The organism is Aeromonas sp. FDAARGOS 1411 (genome assembly GCF_019047125.1).
GTDB classification, from domain to species: domain Bacteria; phylum Pseudomonadota; class Gammaproteobacteria; order Enterobacterales; family Aeromonadaceae; genus Aeromonas; species Aeromonas veronii.
On sequence record NZ_CP077214.1, the window covers coordinates 3929639 to 3947207 of the forward strand.

General features: G+C 59.2%; 18 protein-coding genes. 13 read left to right on the forward strand and 5 right to left on the reverse strand.

The genetic code is table 11. The annotated features are described in order from the left end of the window. Nucleotides 1-121: 121 nt before the first annotated feature. The 3 genes from I6L41_RS17825 (at nt 122) to I6L41_RS17835 (ending at nt 3082) form a co-directional block, all read left to right on the forward strand. The gene (locus tag I6L41_RS17825; protein ID WP_139440340.1) at nt 122-898 is read left to right on the forward strand and encodes a hypothetical protein; all 777 of its coding nucleotides are present in this window, start codon (nt 122-124) and stop codon (nt 896-898) included. A gap of 438 nt (nt 899-1336) precedes the next feature. Beyond that, nucleotides 1337-1816: an N-acetyltransferase gene (locus tag I6L41_RS17830; protein ID WP_216960372.1), complete on the forward strand. Its 480-nt coding sequence runs from the start codon at nt 1337-1339 to the stop codon at nt 1814-1816. A 267-nt stretch (nt 1817-2083) separates the two neighbouring features. Continuing rightward, the gene (locus I6L41_RS17835) at nt 2084-3082 is read left to right on the forward strand and encodes a sensor domain-containing diguanylate cyclase (protein ID WP_216960374.1); all 999 of its coding nucleotides are present in this window, start codon (nt 2084-2086) and stop codon (nt 3080-3082) included. Nucleotides 3083-3167: 85 nt separating this feature from the next. On the opposite strand, the gene I6L41_RS17840 is transcribed toward I6L41_RS17835, so the two are convergent. After that, the gene (locus I6L41_RS17840) at nt 3168-3794 is read right to left on the reverse strand and encodes a porin family protein (protein ID WP_216960377.1); all 627 of its coding nucleotides are present in this window, start codon (nt 3792-3794) and stop codon (nt 3168-3170) included. Nucleotides 3795-4615: 821 nt separating this feature from the next. On the opposite strand from I6L41_RS17840, the gene I6L41_RS17845 reads away from it, so the two are divergent. Both I6L41_RS17845 and I6L41_RS17850 read left to right on the forward strand, forming a co-directional pair. Beyond that, entirely contained in the window at nt 4616-4816 is a 201-nt protein-coding gene (locus I6L41_RS17845; protein WP_139126133.1) for a hypothetical protein, read from the forward strand. A gap of 254 nt (nt 4817-5070) precedes the next feature. After that, nucleotides 5071-5835 (forward strand): helix-turn-helix transcriptional regulator, encoded by a 765-nt coding sequence (locus I6L41_RS17850; protein WP_005336490.1) that lies wholly within the window; start codon nt 5071-5073, stop codon nt 5833-5835. Nucleotides 5836-5875: 40 nt separating this feature from the next. On the opposite strand, the gene I6L41_RS17855 is transcribed toward I6L41_RS17850, so the two are convergent. Further along, nucleotides 5876-6706, reverse strand: a complete 831-nt coding sequence (locus tag I6L41_RS17855) for a UTRA domain-containing protein (RefSeq protein WP_254203429.1) — start codon at nt 6704-6706, stop codon at nt 5876-5878. 183 nt (nt 6707-6889) lie between these two features. On the opposite strand from I6L41_RS17855, the gene I6L41_RS17860 reads away from it, so the two are divergent. From I6L41_RS17860 to I6L41_RS17885, 6 genes are read left to right on the forward strand one after another with little or no spacing between them, the layout of a single operon-like run. After that, nucleotides 6890-7951: an ABC transporter substrate-binding protein gene (locus I6L41_RS17860; protein ID WP_058059838.1), complete on the forward strand. Its 1062-nt coding sequence runs from the start codon at nt 6890-6892 to the stop codon at nt 7949-7951. A 9-nt stretch (nt 7952-7960) separates the two neighbouring features. Further along, on the forward strand, nt 7961-8794 hold the full coding sequence (locus I6L41_RS17865) for an alkaline phosphatase family protein (protein ID WP_216960384.1): 834 nt from the start codon (nt 7961-7963) through the stop codon (nt 8792-8794). Beyond that, nucleotides 8794-9693 carry an ABC transporter permease subunit gene (locus I6L41_RS17870; protein WP_216960387.1) on the forward strand — a complete coding sequence of 300 codons (900 nt, stop codon included), beginning with the start codon at nt 8794-8796 and terminating at the stop codon, nt 9691-9693. The genes I6L41_RS17865 and I6L41_RS17870 overlap by 1 nt, the downstream gene beginning before the upstream one ends. Further along, nucleotides 9686-10462 carry an ABC transporter permease gene (locus tag I6L41_RS17875; protein ID WP_216960391.1) on the forward strand — a complete coding sequence of 259 codons (777 nt, stop codon included), beginning with the start codon at nt 9686-9688 and terminating at the stop codon, nt 10460-10462. Before I6L41_RS17870 ends, I6L41_RS17875 begins: the two co-directional genes overlap by 8 nt. Nucleotides 10463-10468: 6 nt before the next feature. Further along, nucleotides 10469-11476, forward strand: coding sequence for an ABC transporter ATP-binding protein (locus tag I6L41_RS17880; RefSeq protein ID WP_201958417.1), 1008 nt, complete (start codon nt 10469-10471; stop codon nt 11474-11476). Between the two features lie 39 nt (nt 11477-11515). Next, complete coding sequence (locus I6L41_RS17885) at nt 11516-12169, forward strand: HAD family phosphatase (protein ID WP_216960394.1); 654 nt, start codon at nt 11516-11518, stop codon at nt 12167-12169. Nucleotides 12170-12284: 115 nt separating this feature from the next. On the opposite strand, the gene I6L41_RS17890 is transcribed toward I6L41_RS17885, so the two are convergent. Further along, nucleotides 12285-13919, reverse strand: a complete 1635-nt coding sequence (locus I6L41_RS17890) for a sensor domain-containing diguanylate cyclase (RefSeq protein WP_216960398.1) — start codon at nt 13917-13919, stop codon at nt 12285-12287. A gap of 83 nt (nt 13920-14002) precedes the next feature. Here I6L41_RS17890 and I6L41_RS17895 point away from each other — a divergent pair, with 83 nt between their 5' ends. Further along, the gene (locus tag I6L41_RS17895) at nt 14003-14443 is read left to right on the forward strand and encodes a DUF2214 family protein (protein WP_019445450.1); all 441 of its coding nucleotides are present in this window, start codon (nt 14003-14005) and stop codon (nt 14441-14443) included. Nucleotides 14444-14580: 137 nt separating this feature from the next. Further along, entirely contained in the window at nt 14581-15480 is a 900-nt protein-coding gene (locus I6L41_RS17900) for a DMT family transporter (RefSeq protein WP_216960400.1), read from the forward strand. A gap of 65 nt (nt 15481-15545) precedes the next feature. Here the strand turns inward: I6L41_RS17900 and I6L41_RS17905 are convergent, their stop codons facing one another. Then, nucleotides 15546-16172, reverse strand: coding sequence for a glutathione S-transferase family protein (locus I6L41_RS17905; protein ID WP_216960402.1), 627 nt, complete (start codon nt 16170-16172; stop codon nt 15546-15548). 107 nt (nt 16173-16279) lie between these two features. Further along, nucleotides 16280-17548 (reverse strand): O-acetylhomoserine aminocarboxypropyltransferase/cysteine synthase family protein, encoded by a 1269-nt coding sequence (locus I6L41_RS17910; RefSeq protein ID WP_216960404.1) that lies wholly within the window; start codon nt 17546-17548, stop codon nt 16280-16282. Nucleotides 17549-17569: the final 21 nt, after the last annotated feature.

Here is a 17569-nt window from a genome sequence, read left to right on the forward strand (position 1 = left end):
GTTGGGGATTTAAACAATCTCAGATGATATTTGACGAGTTACTCAAGGCCGCCTGATTTTTAAGCGGGCGTTGCACTACAGAGGTGAATCCGCCAATTCTGAGTATCTTTGGAGCCTTTTGATGGGAATATTATTCGAGCCGTACCAAGTAGAAAGCTGTTGCCTGTGCGGGTCTGGTGAATCGCTCACCGGAGAACACAAAATAAAAGCTTCTGCTTTGCGAAAAATTTTCGGGAAGGATGCTATGTTCATCGGTAATTTCGATGGCGAAAGCATACCTCGTTTGGCACAAGGCCCTAAATCCCGAGCCTTCCACTTCTCAGCTCGGATGTGTTCCTTGTGTAATGGAACTCGCACACAGGCTGCTGACCATGAATTCGACCGGTTTCATGCTTTGGTCTTCTCGTTTTTGTCAGAGGGTCGAGATCCTTCGTCTGTATTCAGCTTGCCACAATATACCTCTGGCTCAGAGGAGTACCTCAATGTATTTAGATACTTTGCCAAACTATTATGTTGCCATGTCGCTGAATCATGTGGCCCCCGTCCATTAGAAGCTTGCGAGTTCGCTATAGGACAGACGAAGCGAAACATTATCTTTCTACACATTGATGCAGACCCGACCTATGAAGCTTATCGCCATAAGCTCGGAGAACATAGATTCGCAGCGCATGGAGGACTTATTGTTCCCTTCGACTCAAAAACACAAAACCCCACAAGTTTTCGAAGTTCAATAAGCCTTGGCCCGGTACGATATATATTTTGGGTTCGCTTTGAAGCAATTGCCGGAATTGAGTTACGTGCATGTCATTATGAGTTCTGGCGAAAATGTGAGGCGGCATACCAAGAAGCCTTAAAAAATCCACTTTCGGATGAGCAGCGACATCGCCTGGGTATTTAACTGTTGAACATCTCGTATGTTGGGCTTCGCAGGCTCAGCACCAACCTACCGATTGTGTAGGTTGGTGCTGAGCGTAGCGAAGCCCAACGTTTACCGCGAAATCTCTTTTTCCTTCCCCTCATCACCGACCCTTCTCCTCCTTTTCTAATAAACGGGAGAAGGGAGCAATGCCGTTACCGCAGTCCGATTACGCTTCGCTAATCGAACCTACACGGCTGACGATCATATTACCGGTGCCGCTTTATCCCCTCTCCCTCTGGGAGAGGGCTAGGGTGAGGGTCGCAGGTTGGCACAATGCCAATTTTGCCCGCTTTGTGAAATCCGGTAGGGTGCAAAGAACGAAGTGAATTGCACCGCTGCTATTTATCTGCCAAAAGGTGTAATGCGCTGCGCTTATTACACCCTACATCCAACCCACACACGACAGGATGTCATTGCTTGAGACTTGAATTTAAAACTATCGATCTGGATCGGGATTACGAGCTCTGTGTGCAGGCGCGCAGGGATGCCTATTTTTGCAGTTTTCATACCCATGACGGTTTTGCCGACTTTATCGACGGCTATCGGGAGCGGATCCGAGAAAGGCTGGGGCAAGCGCAATGGCACTACCTTCATGTCTGGTCGGGTGAACAATTGGTGGGCCAGCTGGAGTTTCGCAGCTTTTCCGATGAATCCGAGACTGGCTATGTGCAGCTGATTTATCTGTTCCCCCAATATCGTGGCACCGGTTTGGCTGCCGTGTTGCAGGCCTATATTCGCCAGCAGTTGCTGGGGGCTGGCTGCAAATGGGCGATCCTCTCCGTGAGTCGCACCAATGTGCGGGCCTTGAATCATTACCGGCGCTTTGGCTGGGTGTTTCTGCGCCCCAATCCGAAACATCGGGCGACGGATTTTTATCGACTGACTCTGGCCGAGTGACCTCTGTGGGGGTCTCTGGGTATCCCCTCATTTATTCCCATCCCCCAAATGACTGAATCGTGAGTTAAATCCGGTAAATGGGGCGCGCTTGAGCCACACTTATGGCCACCCTGACTCAGCCTGCGCCGTGAGTGGCCGATAACCGGGGAAACGGTGGTGCGGTGGGGTTCTGGCTGACAGGTCTGTTGCAATATGCCAAGGTAGCGCCTCAAGACAACGGAGCGATTCCCCGTGGTGGCGCGGGGCTGAAGAACAAGGATAACTGCTATGGTGCAGGACAGTGACACGATCAGGATCTCGGATGTCAGCGAGGCCGTGGTGCATGGCATTCTGGAGGTGACCAGCGATGGCATCTGGGATTGGCATGCCAATACCGGTTTTGTCTATCGCAACCCGGGCTGGTACCGGATGCTGGGTTACGAGCCTCACTCCCTCGGCAATACCGTCTTCACCTGGGAGAACGTGATCCACCCCGACGATCTGGCGGCTGTGATGGCGAAGTTCGATCTCTGCCTGAGCGGCAGCGCCCATGAGTATCGTGCCGAGTACCGTTGCCGCTGCCGGGATGGCAGTTACCTCTGGATTGAGGATTGTGGCCGCATCATTGAGCGCAATCCCGACGGGTCTGTGGCGCGGATGATCGGCGCCCATCGCGATATCCACGCCAGCAAGCTGTTGCTGGAGCAGCTGGAGCGGCGCAATCAGTCGCTGGAGCAGCAGGTTGCCGAGCGTACCGCCGAGCTGGTGCGACTCAACGAGGCGCTGCAACAGAAAGCCGAGGAGAACCGTCTGCTGGCAGAGACCGATGCGCTGACTGGCGCCGCCAGTCGCTATCGGCTGGAGCGGGCATTGCAGCTGGAGTGCGAGCGGGCGCGCCGCTTCCATCAGCCGTTTACGGTGATCGCCATGGATGTGGACAACTTCAAGCAGATCAACGACAGCTATGGCCACAACGCCGGGGATCAGACCCTGATCAACATAGTGGCGCTGGTGCGCCGCCATATCCGCGAGATCGATCTGCTGGCCCGCTGGGGTGGTGACGAGTTTATGGTGTTGCTGCCCCACACCGGCCGCGAGGATGCGTTGGTGGTGGCGAGCAAGTTTCAGGCATTGATGGCGAGCGAGCCCATCTGCCCCCATGCGCCCGCTACCATGAGCTTCGGGCTGGCGGAGTATCAGCAGGATGAGCAGAAGGAGAGCCTGATGGTGCGCGCCGATCGGGCGCTCTATCAGGCCAAGCAACTGGGTAAAGACCAGATCTGCTAACGCGGGGTACGGAAAGAAGAGCAGTAAAAAGGGTCGCAGGTTTGAAACCTGCGGCCCTTTTGCATTGTTACTGACGCGGCGCGACTTAGAAGTGGTAACGCAGACCCAGCTTGAAGGTATCCAGAGAGTAGTGCTCGTCACCCAGGCTCAGGGCGTCGAACTGGCGCTCGTAACCGATACCGGCAGAGAAGTGGTCGTTGAAGGCGTAGTCCAGACCTACTTCCAGATTGGGGTGTACCTTGCTCTTGGTTGCGCTCTTGCTTACCTGATCGCTGAAACCGAGGAAGGTGGCGTTGCCGACAACTTCCAATTCGGTGCGGGTGTAGGCGATGCCCGGTTTGGCATAGGCGCTGAAGCCCCAGGCCAGCGGCTGGCTCAGCTTGGCGGCCAGGCTGATGCTGCGGGTTTCGATAGTGGTGTCGGCAAAGCCGCTTGCAATCGGGGAGGTTACCCAGGTCAGCTGATCCATCTGCTGGGCGTGCAAGCCACCTTCAACCGCCAGCCAGGGTGTGAAGCTGTAACCCACGATCAGGCTGCCGCCGTCGAGCTGGTCGTCGATCACTTTGGCGTCATAGGCGTCTTTGGCCGCACCATCGAGATCCATCTTGGAGGTAGTCAGATCCAGACCTGCATACCAGCCTTCGGCATGGGCGCCGCCATTCATGGCCAGAGCAAGCAGGGAGAAAGCGGCAATTTTATTAAACTTGTTCATGGATAAATAACCTTGTGTTGCGTGAACTGCGTGTGATTTATATTGCTCAATCCATGAAGCTTTTTATATTTCCGTCATTGCTCTGCTCTCACAGAGGGGCCGCAGTATAGTCAGCACATTTCTGAATAACAAGAGAGTGATTTCCCCATTCTTCTAAATATGACTGGCGGCCATCAGGGTCATTTTGTTTAATAAATGGTGTTATTAGAGTTTTAGCTTTATTGAGGTTTAAATAATTAACCGGTGAGGCAAATGACAGGCTGTGAGTTCGGTTTTGATTCTATGTGATTGATTTATATCGGCATTAGATTTTCATTCGAGCGTAGCCGTGATGAGTTGTCTAAAAATTGGCATCTCAGATGTCACTCACAGGTGTCAGGCTCTTTTTGATGTTTTTTTGAACGCCTCACAAGGTGAAACCGTGAGAAAAAAATCTATCTTTTTGCCTGTTTTTTGCTCTTTTTGAGGTTTGGTATTGTTCCCATTGAGGGTTTTGGTGGTCTTTTGAGGCTGTTTTTGCGTGGGCTATGTTGCCCACCAGATGAGTGGGTGGGTTCTTATGGGTGGCTTTTCTCTTTACCCGGCAGCAGTTGTTGGGGTGGGCATGAGGCGCGATAAGCAGATATGGGTCGTGCGGCCTGATTAATTTTGCTTGCTTATATGCACAAGCCATTTAAAAGATAGGTTTTTGGAATTCTAAATAACTTGATTATATTCGTTTTTATATTTAATGAAGCTTTCCAACCAAGCCATTTAAATATATTGAATGGCAATGAGACGGTATTGATGGTCGTTTAGGATACCTTGCCAGAGAGATCGTGGTGGCTGGCGCATCAGTGGGCGGCGGGTGGCCGGTGACACTTCCCCTTGCCGGGGCCCTTGACCTGACCTGCGAATTCAGGGAAAAGAAAAGGGCGGTGCTATCAGCGCCGCCCAATGCCAGGAAAGAGAAAAAACCTTACGGTTTAAAAGATAAAAATTTGGAAGCAAACAATCGATTTCTCAACCAGGAAGGGTCTTGAATTCGATACGTTTCGATTATGCGCGATGTTCTATGCAGCACTAGCAAAATGTTTGCGGGTTGAAAGATATGCACTGTCTGGTGTCACATTCTGAGACCTCATCGTTCAACTGGTCTGTCCTGATGGGCGTTGTAGGCGATTTTTTCTCTAGGCTGTTTTTTCGGTGTCAATATCTGAGCCTTGAAGGTAAAAACAGGTCAGAAGCTGACTCGGCATAACCATGCAATGAAAGTGCGATAACAAGGAAGAGTGGCATGACCTACAGCCAGACCCTGGCCAACAATATTCTCGACACCCTGAAGAAGACCCTGACCGACAAGGGGATCCGCTATCAGACCCTAGCGGAGGCGATGGGTGTCTCCATCGCGACCGTGAAACGGATGATGAACAAGCCCTCGCTGCCGTTCGATACTCTGCTGGAGATCTGCCATCTGGTGGGGCTCTCGTTCGAGGAGCTGCTGGATCGTACCCAGGACGCCCAGAGCCGCCGCGCCGTCTTTACCCAGGAGCAGGACGAGGCGTTTCACAACGAGCCGGGGCTCTACGCTTTTCTCGCCAATATCTTCTGGCGCGACAAGACGCTGATCGATCTCAAGCGGGAGTACGGCCTGACCGATGCCTCCTGCTACCTCTATCTGCGCAAGCTGGAGAAGCTCGGCATTTTGCAGCTTGGTATCGACAACAGTTACCACTTCCTGATCAGCGAGCGGATCAGCTTCGAGCAGCACAGCCGCTTCGCCCGTCAGCAGGCACGGCAGGCAATGTCGGTGCTGGGGGAGTATCTGGTGGAGAACATGCACAAGTCGAACAACTATATGGCGCTCTGCCAGTTGCACCTCAACGAGGGAGAGGCGATGGCGCTGATCGACCGGATGAAGGAGTACTGGCATCAGGAGATCAAGCTCAACCGCCCCGCCATCGGCCAGCAGGAGCACGCCAAGACCTACACCATGTCGCTGCAACTGGCCGACTGCGGCTATCAGAGCTTTGACGACATGATCCCCAATATCGACAACTGATCCCGGCGGATCCTGCGGGATCCGCTCTGTTGGCTGGAGTCTAATCGACGACCCGGGTTTGTTGCAGCTTGCCTGCGAGCGGCTGCAATGCTCGCGTATCCAGACAGATGCGGATGGCATCCGGCCGCCAGTGCTCGATATCGCAATCCACCAGACCGCCTCGCTCGTCGTAGTTGACCCGCACCAGCCGTAGCACCGCGCTCCCCTCAGCCAGATTGAGGGCGCGGGCGATGGCGCCGCGCGCCGCCGAGGGGGTGATCTCGAGACTCGCCCCGCCCTGGCCTATGCCATAACGCTGCTGATAGAGCTCGGTGAGGGAGCTGGCCAGCGGCGCGCTGGCGATATCGGGAAAGCGGCTCGCCAGCAGGTGGTGGCTGACATGCAGCACTGGGCGGCCGTCGATCAGCCGCTGGCGGCGGATCTCATAAAGTGGAGTAAAGGGTTCCAGCCCCATCCAGCGGCACAGCTCGCTGCTGGCAAGCTCGCTGCCGTGGGCCAGCACCCGGGTTTCGGCGGTGCGTTGCTGCTCGCCGATCCACTGATGAAAGTGGGTGTGGATGGCGGGATCGTAGGTGAGGCGGGGCGGTGCCACAAACCAGCCGCGCCGCTCGGCACGGTAGATAAGGCCGTCCGCTTCGAGGCTGGAGAGCGCCTCCTTGATGGTGATGCGGGTGGTGGCGAAACGCTCGCTCAGGGCCCGCTCGGCGGGCAACTGCTGCCCGGCCCCCAACTGGCCGCTGCCGATATAGCGGCGCAGGGTCTGGCAAATCTGTTCGCACTTGGAGGAGACGCGGCCATCGGCCATGCTCTGTTCGTTCACTCTCTGCTCGCTCAATCTCGGCTCGGTCACACTCTTGTCCCTGTTGCTTATTCAGAAGGCGGATGACTGGAGTAGTCCAGCCTCACTCGGGTTCAGAGTTGTAACTGCTGTGGATGACAGCGCCATGACAGGGTGATTGTCATCAAACTGCCATTAAAGCGCCCCGCCACCGTCACAATTCCCCTCTAGCATCCCTCTCGAACCTTAACTGACCTAGTCCAGAGGGATGGGATGATGAAAAGCGTGATCGCAAGTGCACTGGCCATGGTGGCCATAAGCCAACCGTTGTTTGCCACAAATAGCTATGCAGCCGAAAATATCGCGGATCTCGAAAAGGCCGCCCGTGGCGAAGGCCAGCTCCACAGCATCGGCATGCCTGACAGCTGGGCCAACTGGAAGGATACCTGGCAGCAGCTGGGCAGCATCTACGGCATCAAGCATCAGGATACCGACATGAGCTCGGCGCAGGAGATCGCCAAGTTCGCCGCCGAGAAGGCCAATGCCACCGCCGATATCGGTGACGTGGGCGGCGCCTTCGGTCCGGTGGCGGTCAAGCAGGGGGTCACCCAGCCCTACAAGCCCTCCACCTGGGCTGATATTCCCAACTGGGCCAAGGACGCCGACGGTCACTGGATGCTGGCTTATACCGGCACCATCGCCTTCCTGATCAACAAGGATCTGGTCAAGGCCGCCCCCACCAGCTGGCAATCCCTGCTGGGTGGCGACTACAAGGTGACCCTGGGTGATGTCGGTGTTGCCTCCCAAGCCAACAACGGCGTACTGGCGGCGGCCTATGCCACCGGCGGCAGCGAGAAGAATCTGAAACCTGCACTGGATCTGTTCGGTCAGCTGGCCAAGCAGGGTCGTCTCTCCCTGAACGATCCGACCATCGCCAACATCGAGAAGGGCGAGGTGGAAGTGGGGGTGCTGTGGGACTTCAACGCCCTTAACTACCGCGATCAGATCGACCCCAAGAAGTTTGAGGTGGTGATCCCGAGCGACGGCTCCGTCATCGCCGGTTACACCACCATCATCAACAAGTGGGCCAAGAACCCCAACGCCGCCAAACTGGCCCGTGAATACATCCTCTCCGATGCCGGTCAAATCAACCTGGCCCGCGGCTACGCCCGCCCGATCCGCAGCAACGTGACTCTGCCGGATGACGTGAAGGCCAAGCTGCTGCCAGCCGAGCAGTACGCCAATGCCAAGCCGGTGCAGGATCACGCCGCCTGGGAGCAGAGCTCCAAAGCCCTGCCGCGCCAGTGGCAAGAAACCGTCATGATCAACATGCAGTAAGGGAATCCAGTGCAACACAAGGTGATAGTGGTACTTGTGGATGGTCTGGCAGCCGAGGTAGCCCACACCATGGGCTACCTCGGTGGCATGGTGGAGGCGGGGCGGGGCCTGCATACGACCCTGAATGCTGCCCTGCCGTCTCTCTCCCGGCCTCTCTACGAGTGCATCCTGACCGGCGTGCCGCCGGTGGTGAGCGGCATCACCCACAACGGGGTGAGTCGCCTCAGTCTGCATGACTCCATCTTCCATCTGGCCCGCGCCGCGGGCAAACGCACCGCAGCGGCGGCCTACCATTGGGTGAGCGAACTCTACAACCGCAGCCCCTGGCTGGCTGCCCGTGATCGCTTTACTCACGATGAGCAGTTGCCGATCCAGCACGGCTGCTTCTACTGGGATGACCACTACCCCGACAGTCATCTACTGATGGATGGGGAATGGCTCAGAACCCAATATGACCCCGATTATCTGCTGATCCACCCGATGGGGGTGGACGATGCTGGCCACAAGTTTGGCCTCGATTCCCGCCAGTACCGCAATCAGGCGCGCCGCATGGACAGCCTGCTGGCCGATCTGCTGCCCCAGTGGCTGGCGGAGGGGTATCAGGTGGTGATCACCTCGGATCACGGCATGAACAACGACCTGAGCCACGGCGGCACCCTGCCCGAAGAGCGCACCGTGCCGCTCTGGCTGTTTGGCGATGCCTTTATCGAGCGCTGGCCGGATGGGGTGGTGATCGCCCAGACCCAGCTCTGCGCCCTGATGGCCGATCTGCTGGGCATTCCCCACGACAAGCCGGCAGCGCCACCGCTGCTCAAGGCCGCCTTTATGCGCGAGGTGCACTGATGATGCCTGCCACCACCGAGATCCTCGTGGATCAACCCGTGGTCACCAAGCACAAGGTGCGCCGCCACTGGCTGCCCGCGCTGGTGCTGCTGCCGTTTATCCTCTTGATGATCCTGTTCCAGCTCGCCCCCATGGTGTGGGTGCTGGTGGGCAGCTTTCAGACCCCCGATGGCTGGGGCCTCGACTACTACCGGGAGATTTTGAGCTCCCCCTTCTACCTGCAATCGTTCGGCAACTCATTGCGCATCGCCGGTATCGCCAGTCTGGCGGGGCTTGCCATCGGTACCCTCGGGGCGGCGGCGCTGCGCCAAAGCGGTGAGCGGGTCAAGCGGCTGCTGCTGGCCTTCGTCACCATGACCGGCAACTTCAGCGGTGTGCCGCTGGCATTCGCCTTTATCATCATTCTCGGCATCAACGGCGCGGTCACTCTGCTGCTGAAATCCTGGGGATTGATCGACGGCTTCAACCTCTACTCGGGCAGCGGCCTTATCCTCATCTACACCTACTTCCAGATCCCGCTCGCCCTGCTGCTGCTCTATCCGGCGTTCGATGCGCTACAGGATGAATGGCCGCAAGCGGCCGCGCTGCTCGGCGCGAGCAAGGGGCAGTATGTCTGGCACGTGGCACTGCCGGTGCTGACGCCTGCGCTGCTCGGCACCCTGATTATCCTGTTTGCCAACGCGGTGGGGGCCTATGCCTCCGCCTACGCCCTCACCACTGGCAACTTCAATCTGGTGACCATCCGGGTGGCCAGTCTGGTCTCCGGCGACATCTTCCTCGAGCCCAATATGGCAGCGGCGCTGGCGGTGATCCTGATGGTGCTGCTGGGGGTAGTGACGGCCGCCAACCAGTGGCTGCTGAAAAAGAGCTATGTGAACAAGGGGCAATCCCATGCATGATTTGACGCCGCGCTGGCCCAAGTGGGTGTTGGGTGGGCTGGTCGCCACCCTGCTGCTGCCGCTGCTGGCCACGTTTCTCTACTCCATCTCCATCCGCTGGGGGGCGACCCTGCTGCCGGATGGCTTCACCCTCGACTGGTATCTCAAGCTGTGGGGCGATCCGCGCTTTCTCGCGGCCTTTGGCCGCAGCCTCCTGGTCTGTTTCGCCACCCTGCTGCTGGGGACCCTGGTGCTGGTACCCACCGTGCTGGTGGTGACCTACTACTTCCCCAAGCTGGATCCCTGGATGAACCTGCTGATCCTGCTCCCCTTTGCTGTGCCGCCAGTGGTCTCCTCAGTCGGGCTGCTGCAGATCTACGCTGACGGCGTTCTGCCCATTATCGGCACGCCGTGGATCCTGATCGGCACCTGGTTCACCGTGGTGCTCCCCTTTATGTACCGGGCGCTGGCCAACAGCCTGCAAGGGGTACCGCTCAGGGATCTGATGGATGCCGCCCACCTGCTGGGGGCGAGCAGCCGCCGCGCCTTTCTGCTGGTGGTGATCCCCTGCCTGCGCAAGGGATTGTTGGCGGCGCTGTTTCTGTCGCTCTCCTTCCTGCTCGGCGAGTTCGTGTTTGCCAACATGCTGGTGGGCACCCGTTACGAGACCCTGCAGGTCTACCTCTACAACATGCGCGCCACTTCTGGCCACTTCACCAGTGCGCTGGTGATGAGCTACTTCCTGCTGACCCTGCTGCTCACCTGGGCGGCCAACAGATTTCATCGGTGATCCAAGATGTTTCATTTAGAAGTCAATCAGTTGCACAAATCCTACGGCGATACGCCGGTGTTCGAGGGGATCGAATTCGGCATTCGCAAGGGGGAGCTGGTGACCCTGCTCGGCCCCTCCGGCTGTGGCAAATCGACCCTGCTGCGGGCGCTGGCCGGGCTCACCCCGGTGGATGGTGGTCAGGTGCGAGTGGCTGGTGAAGATATCACCTGGCAGGAGCCCCAGAAGCGGGGCATCGGCATGGTGTTCCAGAGCTATGCTCTGTTCCCCAACATGACGGTATGGGACAACGTTGCCTTCGGCCTCAAGATGAAACCCCAGCCGGGGCGGGAGCTGGCGGCCAGCGTGCAGGAGGCATTGGCGCTGGTGGAGCTGACTGGTTTCGAGCGCCGCTATCCGGCCGAGCTCTCCGGCGGTCAGCGCCAGCGGGTGGCACTGGCCCGGGCTTTGGTGGTGCAGCCGCGGATCCTGCTGCTGGACGAGCCGCTCTCGGCGCTGGATGCCCGCATCCGCCGCAGCCTGCGCCAGCAGATCCGCGAGATCCAGCAGCGCCTTGAGCTCACCACCATCTTCGTGACCCACGATCAGGAGGAGGCGCTCACCATGTCGGATCGGATCTTCCTGATGAACAAGGGATCCATCGTCCAGAGTGGCACGCCGGAGGAGATCTATACCCGCCCCGCCAGCGAGTTTGTGGCGGGCTTTATCGGCAACTACAACCTGCTCGGCGCCGAGCAGGGCAAGTCGCTGTTCGGCCCCCGTTTTCAGGGCAAGCTGGCGCTGCGGCCAGAGTCCATCACCCTGCTGCCCGCCGGGGCGACCAGCAGCGAACCCAGCCTGCCCGGCATCGTTCGCCAGCAACAGCTGCTCGGCAACGTGATCCGCTATCAGGTGGAGTGCGAGGCGGGGCTGTTGACAGTGGATTGCCTCAACCGCTCGGCTGGCGATCTGCTGGCCACCGGCAGTGCCGTGACTCTGGCGGTGGCCCGGGATCAACTCTGTGAGGTAGCATGAGGCCGCATTTCATTTCCATTTTCACTGCGAGGAGCGCCCATGGCACTGGCACTGTTTGATCTGGACGAGACCCTGATTGCCGGGGATTCCGCCAGCCTCTGGCTGGAGTACATGGTGGCCGAGGAGCTGGCGCCCGCCAGCATGATCGCCGAGGAGCAGGCCATGATGTCCCTCTACCATCAGGGCAAGATGGATATGCACCAGTACATGGCCTTCACCCTGCAACCGCTGGCGGGCAAGACGCGCCAGTGGCTCGACTCGCTCTCTACCCGCTTTGCCGAGCAGGTGCTGCGCGAGCGCCTCTACCCCGAGGGGTTGGCGCGTATCGAATGGCATCGGGAGCGGTGCGACGATCTGGTGCTCATCTCCGCCTCCGGCGAGCACCTGGTGGCCCCCATGGCGAAGATGCTGGGGATGGATCACTGCGTTGCCATTTTGCTCGATGAGGAGGAGGGGATGCTGACCGGCCAGACCCGCGGCACCCTCAGCTTTCGCGAGGGCAAGGTGGCCCGCATCAACCAGCTTTTTGCCGGCAGGGACCATCTCTGGCAGGGGAGCTTTGGCTACAGCGATTCCCACAACGATCTGCCGATGCTGCGGGCGGTGAGCCATCCCCATGCGGTCAATCCGGCCCCCGCGCTGCGCCAGCAGGCCGAGGAGCTGGGCTGGCCGGTGTGGGAGTGGCAGCGCTGAGCCGCGCGCCACACAGGCTTAACGTGCGGCAAAAAGCACGAAAAACAAAGAGAGAGGCTGGAGCCTCTCTCTTTGTTTTTACTGGCGACGTTGTGGTTGAGGCTGGCCGCTGTGGCTACCCCTCGTTGGTTTGTTGCCGGGGCTCGCCAAAGGCGGGAATGTCCTCCTCGGCACTCTGGTGAGGGGTGTGGCGCAGCGGGAAGCAGATACGGTTTTTCCCCTCCCGCTTGGCCTGATAGACCCCCTTGTCGGCCAGCTCCACCAGCTCTTTGGCCGAGAGCCCGGAGCGGCTGAAGGCCACCCCGCCACTGATGGTGATGGTGAGGTCGGGTTCGCGCCACTCCAGTTGTTCCACCCCGAGCCGGAACGCTTCCAGCAGGGAGGGGAGCATCGGCTGCTCTTCGCCGTAACGGAAGATCAGCACAAGCTCCTCGCCGCCATAGCGGCAGAACCAGCCCCACTCGTGGAACAGATTCATGCCCAGCTTGCTCACCCGCTTGAGCACCACATCCCCTGCCTGATGGCCATGGGTATCGTTGACTCGCTTGAAATCATCCAGATCGAACATCACCACCCCGAAGGGGGCGCCACTGTTGAGCTGCTTCTGCAGGCACTCGTCGAAGAAGCGGCGGTTGTAGAGCCCGGTGAGCTTGTCCTGATGGGCTTGCAGGCGGATCTGGGCAAAGTCCTGGCTGGCGGCATCCATCTCTTCATAGACCTTGGCCAGCTCCAGCATACGGCGGCCGTTGTAGGCGATACCGCCAGAGCGGCTGGCGCGGATCAGCAGGGTGATCTCCCCCAGCATGCGGCGGAAGTAACGGGACCAGAGCAGGGCCAGCAGCAGATAGAGGATGCAGGCGACGGCAATCATCAGCTGCACGTTGATGGAGACGCTGTCGATCACCTGCTGCATGCTGGCAGTTGGCTCGACGCTGAGCAGGATCCAGCGCTGCTCGGGGATGCGGTAGTAGGAGACCATCAGGCCGCTGGCATCATCGAGGAAAAAGCCCTGCGGCAGTTGCATCCGGGCCAGCCAGTCGGGGTGGGCGAGGGGTTTGAATACCCTTTCGCGATCCTGATGGGCCAGCACCAGTCCGTCATGGTTGAGCAGGATCTGATAGCCAGCCCCCAGAGGGTGAGTCTCATCATGCTTGTTGTTGAGCCAGCTGGTGAGGGGGGTGAGCTGGGTATCCAGCGAGAGTACGCCAACCCGCTTGCCGTCAGGATCTTCAATCACCCTGGCCAGCGCCATGGTGAGAGTGCCCAAGGTGTAGTCGTAATAAGGATCAGTCCAGACAATCTGTCCGGGATGGCTGGATGCCAGCAGATACCAGGGGCGGGTTCTGGGATCGAACTTCTCGTCGGCCTGCCAGGAGGGGTGGATCAGCATCTTGCGATGCTCGGTGCCCACGTAGACGTAATCGAGCTCCATCACCTTGTGATAGGCCTGCCACTGTTGCAGGTAGCGCTCGCCGTTAAGGATCTCCGGGCCGCTGAAATCCCGATAATTTACCTGCTGATAAATGAGCGTAAACTGGCGTTTGAGGGTCGCCAGATAGGGTTCGATCAGGGTATGGAAATACTGGGTGTTGCGAGCAATCAGATATTGTTGCTGCTCGTGGCGCAGGGTGCGCTCCATATGCAGGTAGTAGATGCTGCCGAGCAGCAACACAGGGATAAAGAGCAAGAGGAGGCCCAGCCGCATGCGGGTGATCAAAGACCAAGTGTTCTTGGGCTTGGCGGGGGACATGAACAGATCCTTTTCGTCTCGGGTGACACCAGCATATATGATGCGGTGCGGCTCGTCTAAAGGCAGAAAATGAGATGTTTCCGATGCTGAACCACACTCTGCTCTCAATGATTCATTATGGCAGCATAGCGGTGCTAATCCTTGCCCTCTGTGTCGAGTATCTGATCTTTCGGCGCGGCCTGAACATGCTGCGAGTGCGCCGCCTGCTGCTGGCAGATGGGGTGGCGGCGCTGGCGCTCTTCTCCATCTTTGCCACCGGGAGTCTGCTGGCCCTCGAGCATGCCAGCTCGGTGGCAGAGATCTTTGCCCATCCAGCCCACGGTCTCAAGATGGGGCTGTTTCTGCTGATTGTCGGCTCCCTCGTTTATCCCAGCCGCCTCTTCTATCGCTGGCGTCGCGCCCTGCGTCTGGGCAAGGCGCCGATGATCTCCATCCAGCAGCACTTCCGGGTGGTGTGGATCCTGCGGGGCAATCTGCTACTGATTGCCCTGTTGGCCGTGTTCACCAAGCCCTCGCTGCTGTAACACTCGCGGTGCTCAAAAGCAGTGCGATGCAGCGCGTTGAGAGCGAGAGCGAAGACAAAGAGTGGAGACAAGAGGATAGGGAGGCGGGTATCTTGGATCGGATAACCCGTCACGCGCCGATTTAAGGAAGAATCGCCATGCGCTCCAATCTGATGTTGCTGATGGCTGCCACCATCTGGGGTATGGGCTTTGTCGCCCAGCGCCTCGGGATGGATCACATGGGGCCCTATACCTTCAATGGCCTGCGCTTTCTGCTCGGCGCCCTCTCCCTGCTGCCGCTGCTCTGGTGGCTCAAATCCCGACAACCTGTTGCCGTCGCGGGCGACCATCGCCAACTGCTGATCGGTGGTGTGCTGGCCGGGCTGGTGCTGTTCTGTGCCGCCTCCCTGCAGCAGGTGGGGCTGCTCTACACCACGGCCGCCAAGGCCGGTTTCATCACCGGGCTCTACATCATTCTGGTGCCGGTACTGGGGCTGCTGCTGCGCCACAAGAGCGGACTCAATACCTGGATTGGTGCCCTGATTGCTCTGACGGGCCTCTATGTGTTGAGCGTCACCGACGAGTTCACCATCGGCTTTGGCGATCTGTTGCAGGTGGTCGGTGCCCTGTTCTGGGCTGTGCATCTGCTGCTGGTGGATCACTACTCCAACCGGGTTGCTCCCATCAAGCTCGCCGGGGTGCAGTTCGTGGTGTGCGGCCTGCTCAGCCTCGCCACTGCTTTTGTTATCGAAACCCCGACAGTTAGCGGCGCAGTGGCCGGTTGGCAGGCGCTGCTCTATGCCGGGCTGGTGTCGGTCGGGGTCGGTTATACCCTGCAGGTGGTAGGGCAGCGGGGTGCTCATCCGGCCCACGCTGCCATCATCCTCAGTCTGGAGACCGTCTTTGCCGCCGTGGGTGGCGTATTGTTGCTGGATGAAACGCTGGATGAGCGCGCCATTGCCGGTTGTGCCCTGATGCTGGCGGGGATGCTCATCTCCCAGATCCGCTTGAGATGGTGGTGGAAGTCGCGCCGCGACAAGGTGTCTGCGACCAAGTAAACCGCAGCCTGCGGCATAAGAAAAACGCCCCGACAGTCAGGGCGTTTTGTATGATGGTTGTTCGGTCAGGGGAGCAGATCCAGCTCGCGCTCCAGCTCTACCGCCTTCTGACGGGCCGGATGGGTATTGAGACGTTCCCAATAGGCTTGCAGATGCGGGAAGTGGGCCAGCTGGCCGCTTTGCGCCAGCAGATCCACCAGGAAGGAGTTCATGATGTCGGCGCCGGAGAGGCGATCCCCTACCAGATAGTGGCGATTCGCCAGTACCTCATTGAGGTAGCCCAGCACCTTGGCACACTCCGCCTTGGCGTAGTCCGGCAGGAAGCGCATCGGGCTGCCATCCTTGCGCACGAACATGTCGAGCAGCAGCGGCAGGATGCCGGAGCTCTCGGCAAAGTGAAGCCACTGCAGATATTCGGGATACTCCGGGCTATCTGGTGCCGGTGCCAGCCGATCGGCAGCATAGCGGGCAATCAGGTACTCGGTGATGGCGCCCGATTCCGCCAGCACCCGGCTGTCGAACTCGATGACCGGCGACTTGCCGAGAGGGTGGATGGCTTTTAGTTCTGGCGGTGCCAGAAAGGTGGTGGCATCGCGCTGATACGCCTTGATCTCATAGGGCTGGCCCAGCTCTTCGAGCAGCCAGATGATGCGTTGGGAGCGGGATTTGTTCAGGTGGTGCAGGACTATCATAACAACCTCGATTCGGTGGCAGGATGGGGTATACGAGCAGGCGAGGGGGGCGGTTCACCGGTAGTAAAAAAAGAGCGGGCTTGATGCCCGCTCCCTCGTTGACTGACTCAGGCCTCCAGCGCCTGATCCAGATCCGCCAGTATGTCCTCGATTGCCTCGATCCCGACCGACAGCCGGATCATCTCGGGTTTCACCCCGGCCTTGGCCTGCTCCTCCTCGCTCAACTGGCGATGGGTGGTGGAGGCCGGGTGGCAGGCCAGCGACTTGGCGTCACCGATATTGACCAGCCGCTTGAAGATCTTCAGTGCATCGTAGAAACGCACGCCCGCCTCGTAACCCTCTTTCAGGCCGAACGAGAGAATGGCCGAGGGGCGACCGGCCATGTACTTCTCTGCCAGCAAGTAGTGCGGGTGACCCGGCAGACCGGCATAGCTGACCCATGCCACCTTGGGGTGATGCTTGAGGTGGTTGGCGACCCGCAGGGCGTTGTCGACGTGGCGCTCCATGCGCAGGCTCAGGGTCTCCAGCCCCTGCAGCAGCAGGAAGGCGTTCATCGGCGCCAGCGCTGCGCCGGTATTGCGCAGCGGCACGGTACGCACCCGCCCGATAAAGGCTGCCGAGCCAAAGGCCTCGGTATAGACCACCCCGTGGTAGGAGGGCTCCGGTTTGGTCAGTTGGGGGAAGCGCTCGGCGTGATCCGCCCATGGGAACTTGCCCGAGTCGACCACCACGCCGCCCAGCGAGTTGCCGTGGCCGCCGACATATTTGGTCAGGCTGTGTACGACAATGTCTGCGCCATGTTCGATGGGCTTGCACAAGACCGGCGTAGCGACCGTGTTGTCGACGATAAGCGGCACGCCGCGGGCGTGGGCGGCCTTGGCCAGCGCGGCCAGATCGACGATGTTGCCCGCCGGGTTGCCGATGCTCTCGCAGTAGACCGCCTTGGTCTTGTCGTCGATGAGGGCGGCGATGGCTTCGGCGCTGTCATCCTTGGCAAAGCGCACCTCGACCCCGAAACTCGGCAGCATGTGGGCGAACAAGGTGTAGGTGCCGCCATAGAGCTGGGGCGTGGAGACAATGTTGTCACCTGCGGCTGTCAGCGCCTGAATGGCGTAGGTGATGGCGGCGGAACCTGCCGAGACCACCAGCGCGGCAATCCCCCCTTCCAGCGCGGCCATCCGCTGCTCCAGCACATCGTTGGTGGGGTTCATGATGCGGGTGTAGATATTGCCCGGCACCGCCAGATTGAACAGATCCGCCCCGTGCTGGGCGCTCTCGAACTCGTAGGCCACCGTCTGGTAGATGGGCACGGCGACCGCTTTGGTGGTGGGGTCGTTGGAAAAGCCGTGGTGCAGGGCCAGGGTCGCATCTTTCATCACACACTCCTTGTTGGATGT

What these genes read in the sequence shown, in the direction of transcription:
- I6L41_RS17825 (WP_139440340.1), top strand. Translation starts at nt 122, where the DNA reads ATGGGAATATTATTCGAGCCGTACCAAGTAGAAAGCTGTTGCCTGTGC.
- I6L41_RS17835 (WP_216960374.1), top strand. Translation starts at nt 2,084, where the DNA reads ATGGTGCAGGACAGTGACACGATCAGGATCTCGGATGTCAGCGAGGCC.
- I6L41_RS17840 (WP_216960377.1), bottom strand. Translation starts at nt 3,794, where the DNA reads ATGAACAAGTTTAATAAAATTGCCGCTTTCTCCCTGCTTGCTCTGGCC.
- I6L41_RS17850 (WP_005336490.1), top strand. Translation starts at nt 5,071, where the DNA reads ATGACCTACAGCCAGACCCTGGCCAACAATATTCTCGACACCCTGAAG.
- I6L41_RS17860 (WP_058059838.1), top strand. Translation starts at nt 6,890, where the DNA reads ATGAAAAGCGTGATCGCAAGTGCACTGGCCATGGTGGCCATAAGCCAA.
- I6L41_RS17870 (WP_216960387.1), top strand. Translation starts at nt 8,794, where the DNA reads ATGATGCCTGCCACCACCGAGATCCTCGTGGATCAACCCGTGGTCACC.
- I6L41_RS17875 (WP_216960391.1), top strand. Translation starts at nt 9,686, where the DNA reads ATGCATGATTTGACGCCGCGCTGGCCCAAGTGGGTGTTGGGTGGGCTG.
- I6L41_RS17880 (WP_201958417.1), top strand. Translation starts at nt 10,469, where the DNA reads ATGTTTCATTTAGAAGTCAATCAGTTGCACAAATCCTACGGCGATACG.
- I6L41_RS17885 (WP_216960394.1), top strand. Translation starts at nt 11,516, where the DNA reads ATGGCACTGGCACTGTTTGATCTGGACGAGACCCTGATTGCCGGGGAT.
- I6L41_RS17890 (WP_216960398.1), bottom strand. Translation starts at nt 13,919, where the DNA reads ATGTCCCCCGCCAAGCCCAAGAACACTTGGTCTTTGATCACCCGCATG.
- I6L41_RS17895 (WP_019445450.1), top strand. Translation starts at nt 14,003, where the DNA reads ATGCTGAACCACACTCTGCTCTCAATGATTCATTATGGCAGCATAGCG.
- I6L41_RS17900 (WP_216960400.1), top strand. Translation starts at nt 14,581, where the DNA reads ATGCGCTCCAATCTGATGTTGCTGATGGCTGCCACCATCTGGGGTATG.
- I6L41_RS17905 (WP_216960402.1), bottom strand. Translation starts at nt 16,172, where the DNA reads ATGATAGTCCTGCACCACCTGAACAAATCCCGCTCCCAACGCATCATC.
- I6L41_RS17910 (WP_216960404.1), bottom strand. Translation starts at nt 17,548, where the DNA reads ATGAAAGATGCGACCCTGGCCCTGCACCACGGCTTTTCCAACGACCCC.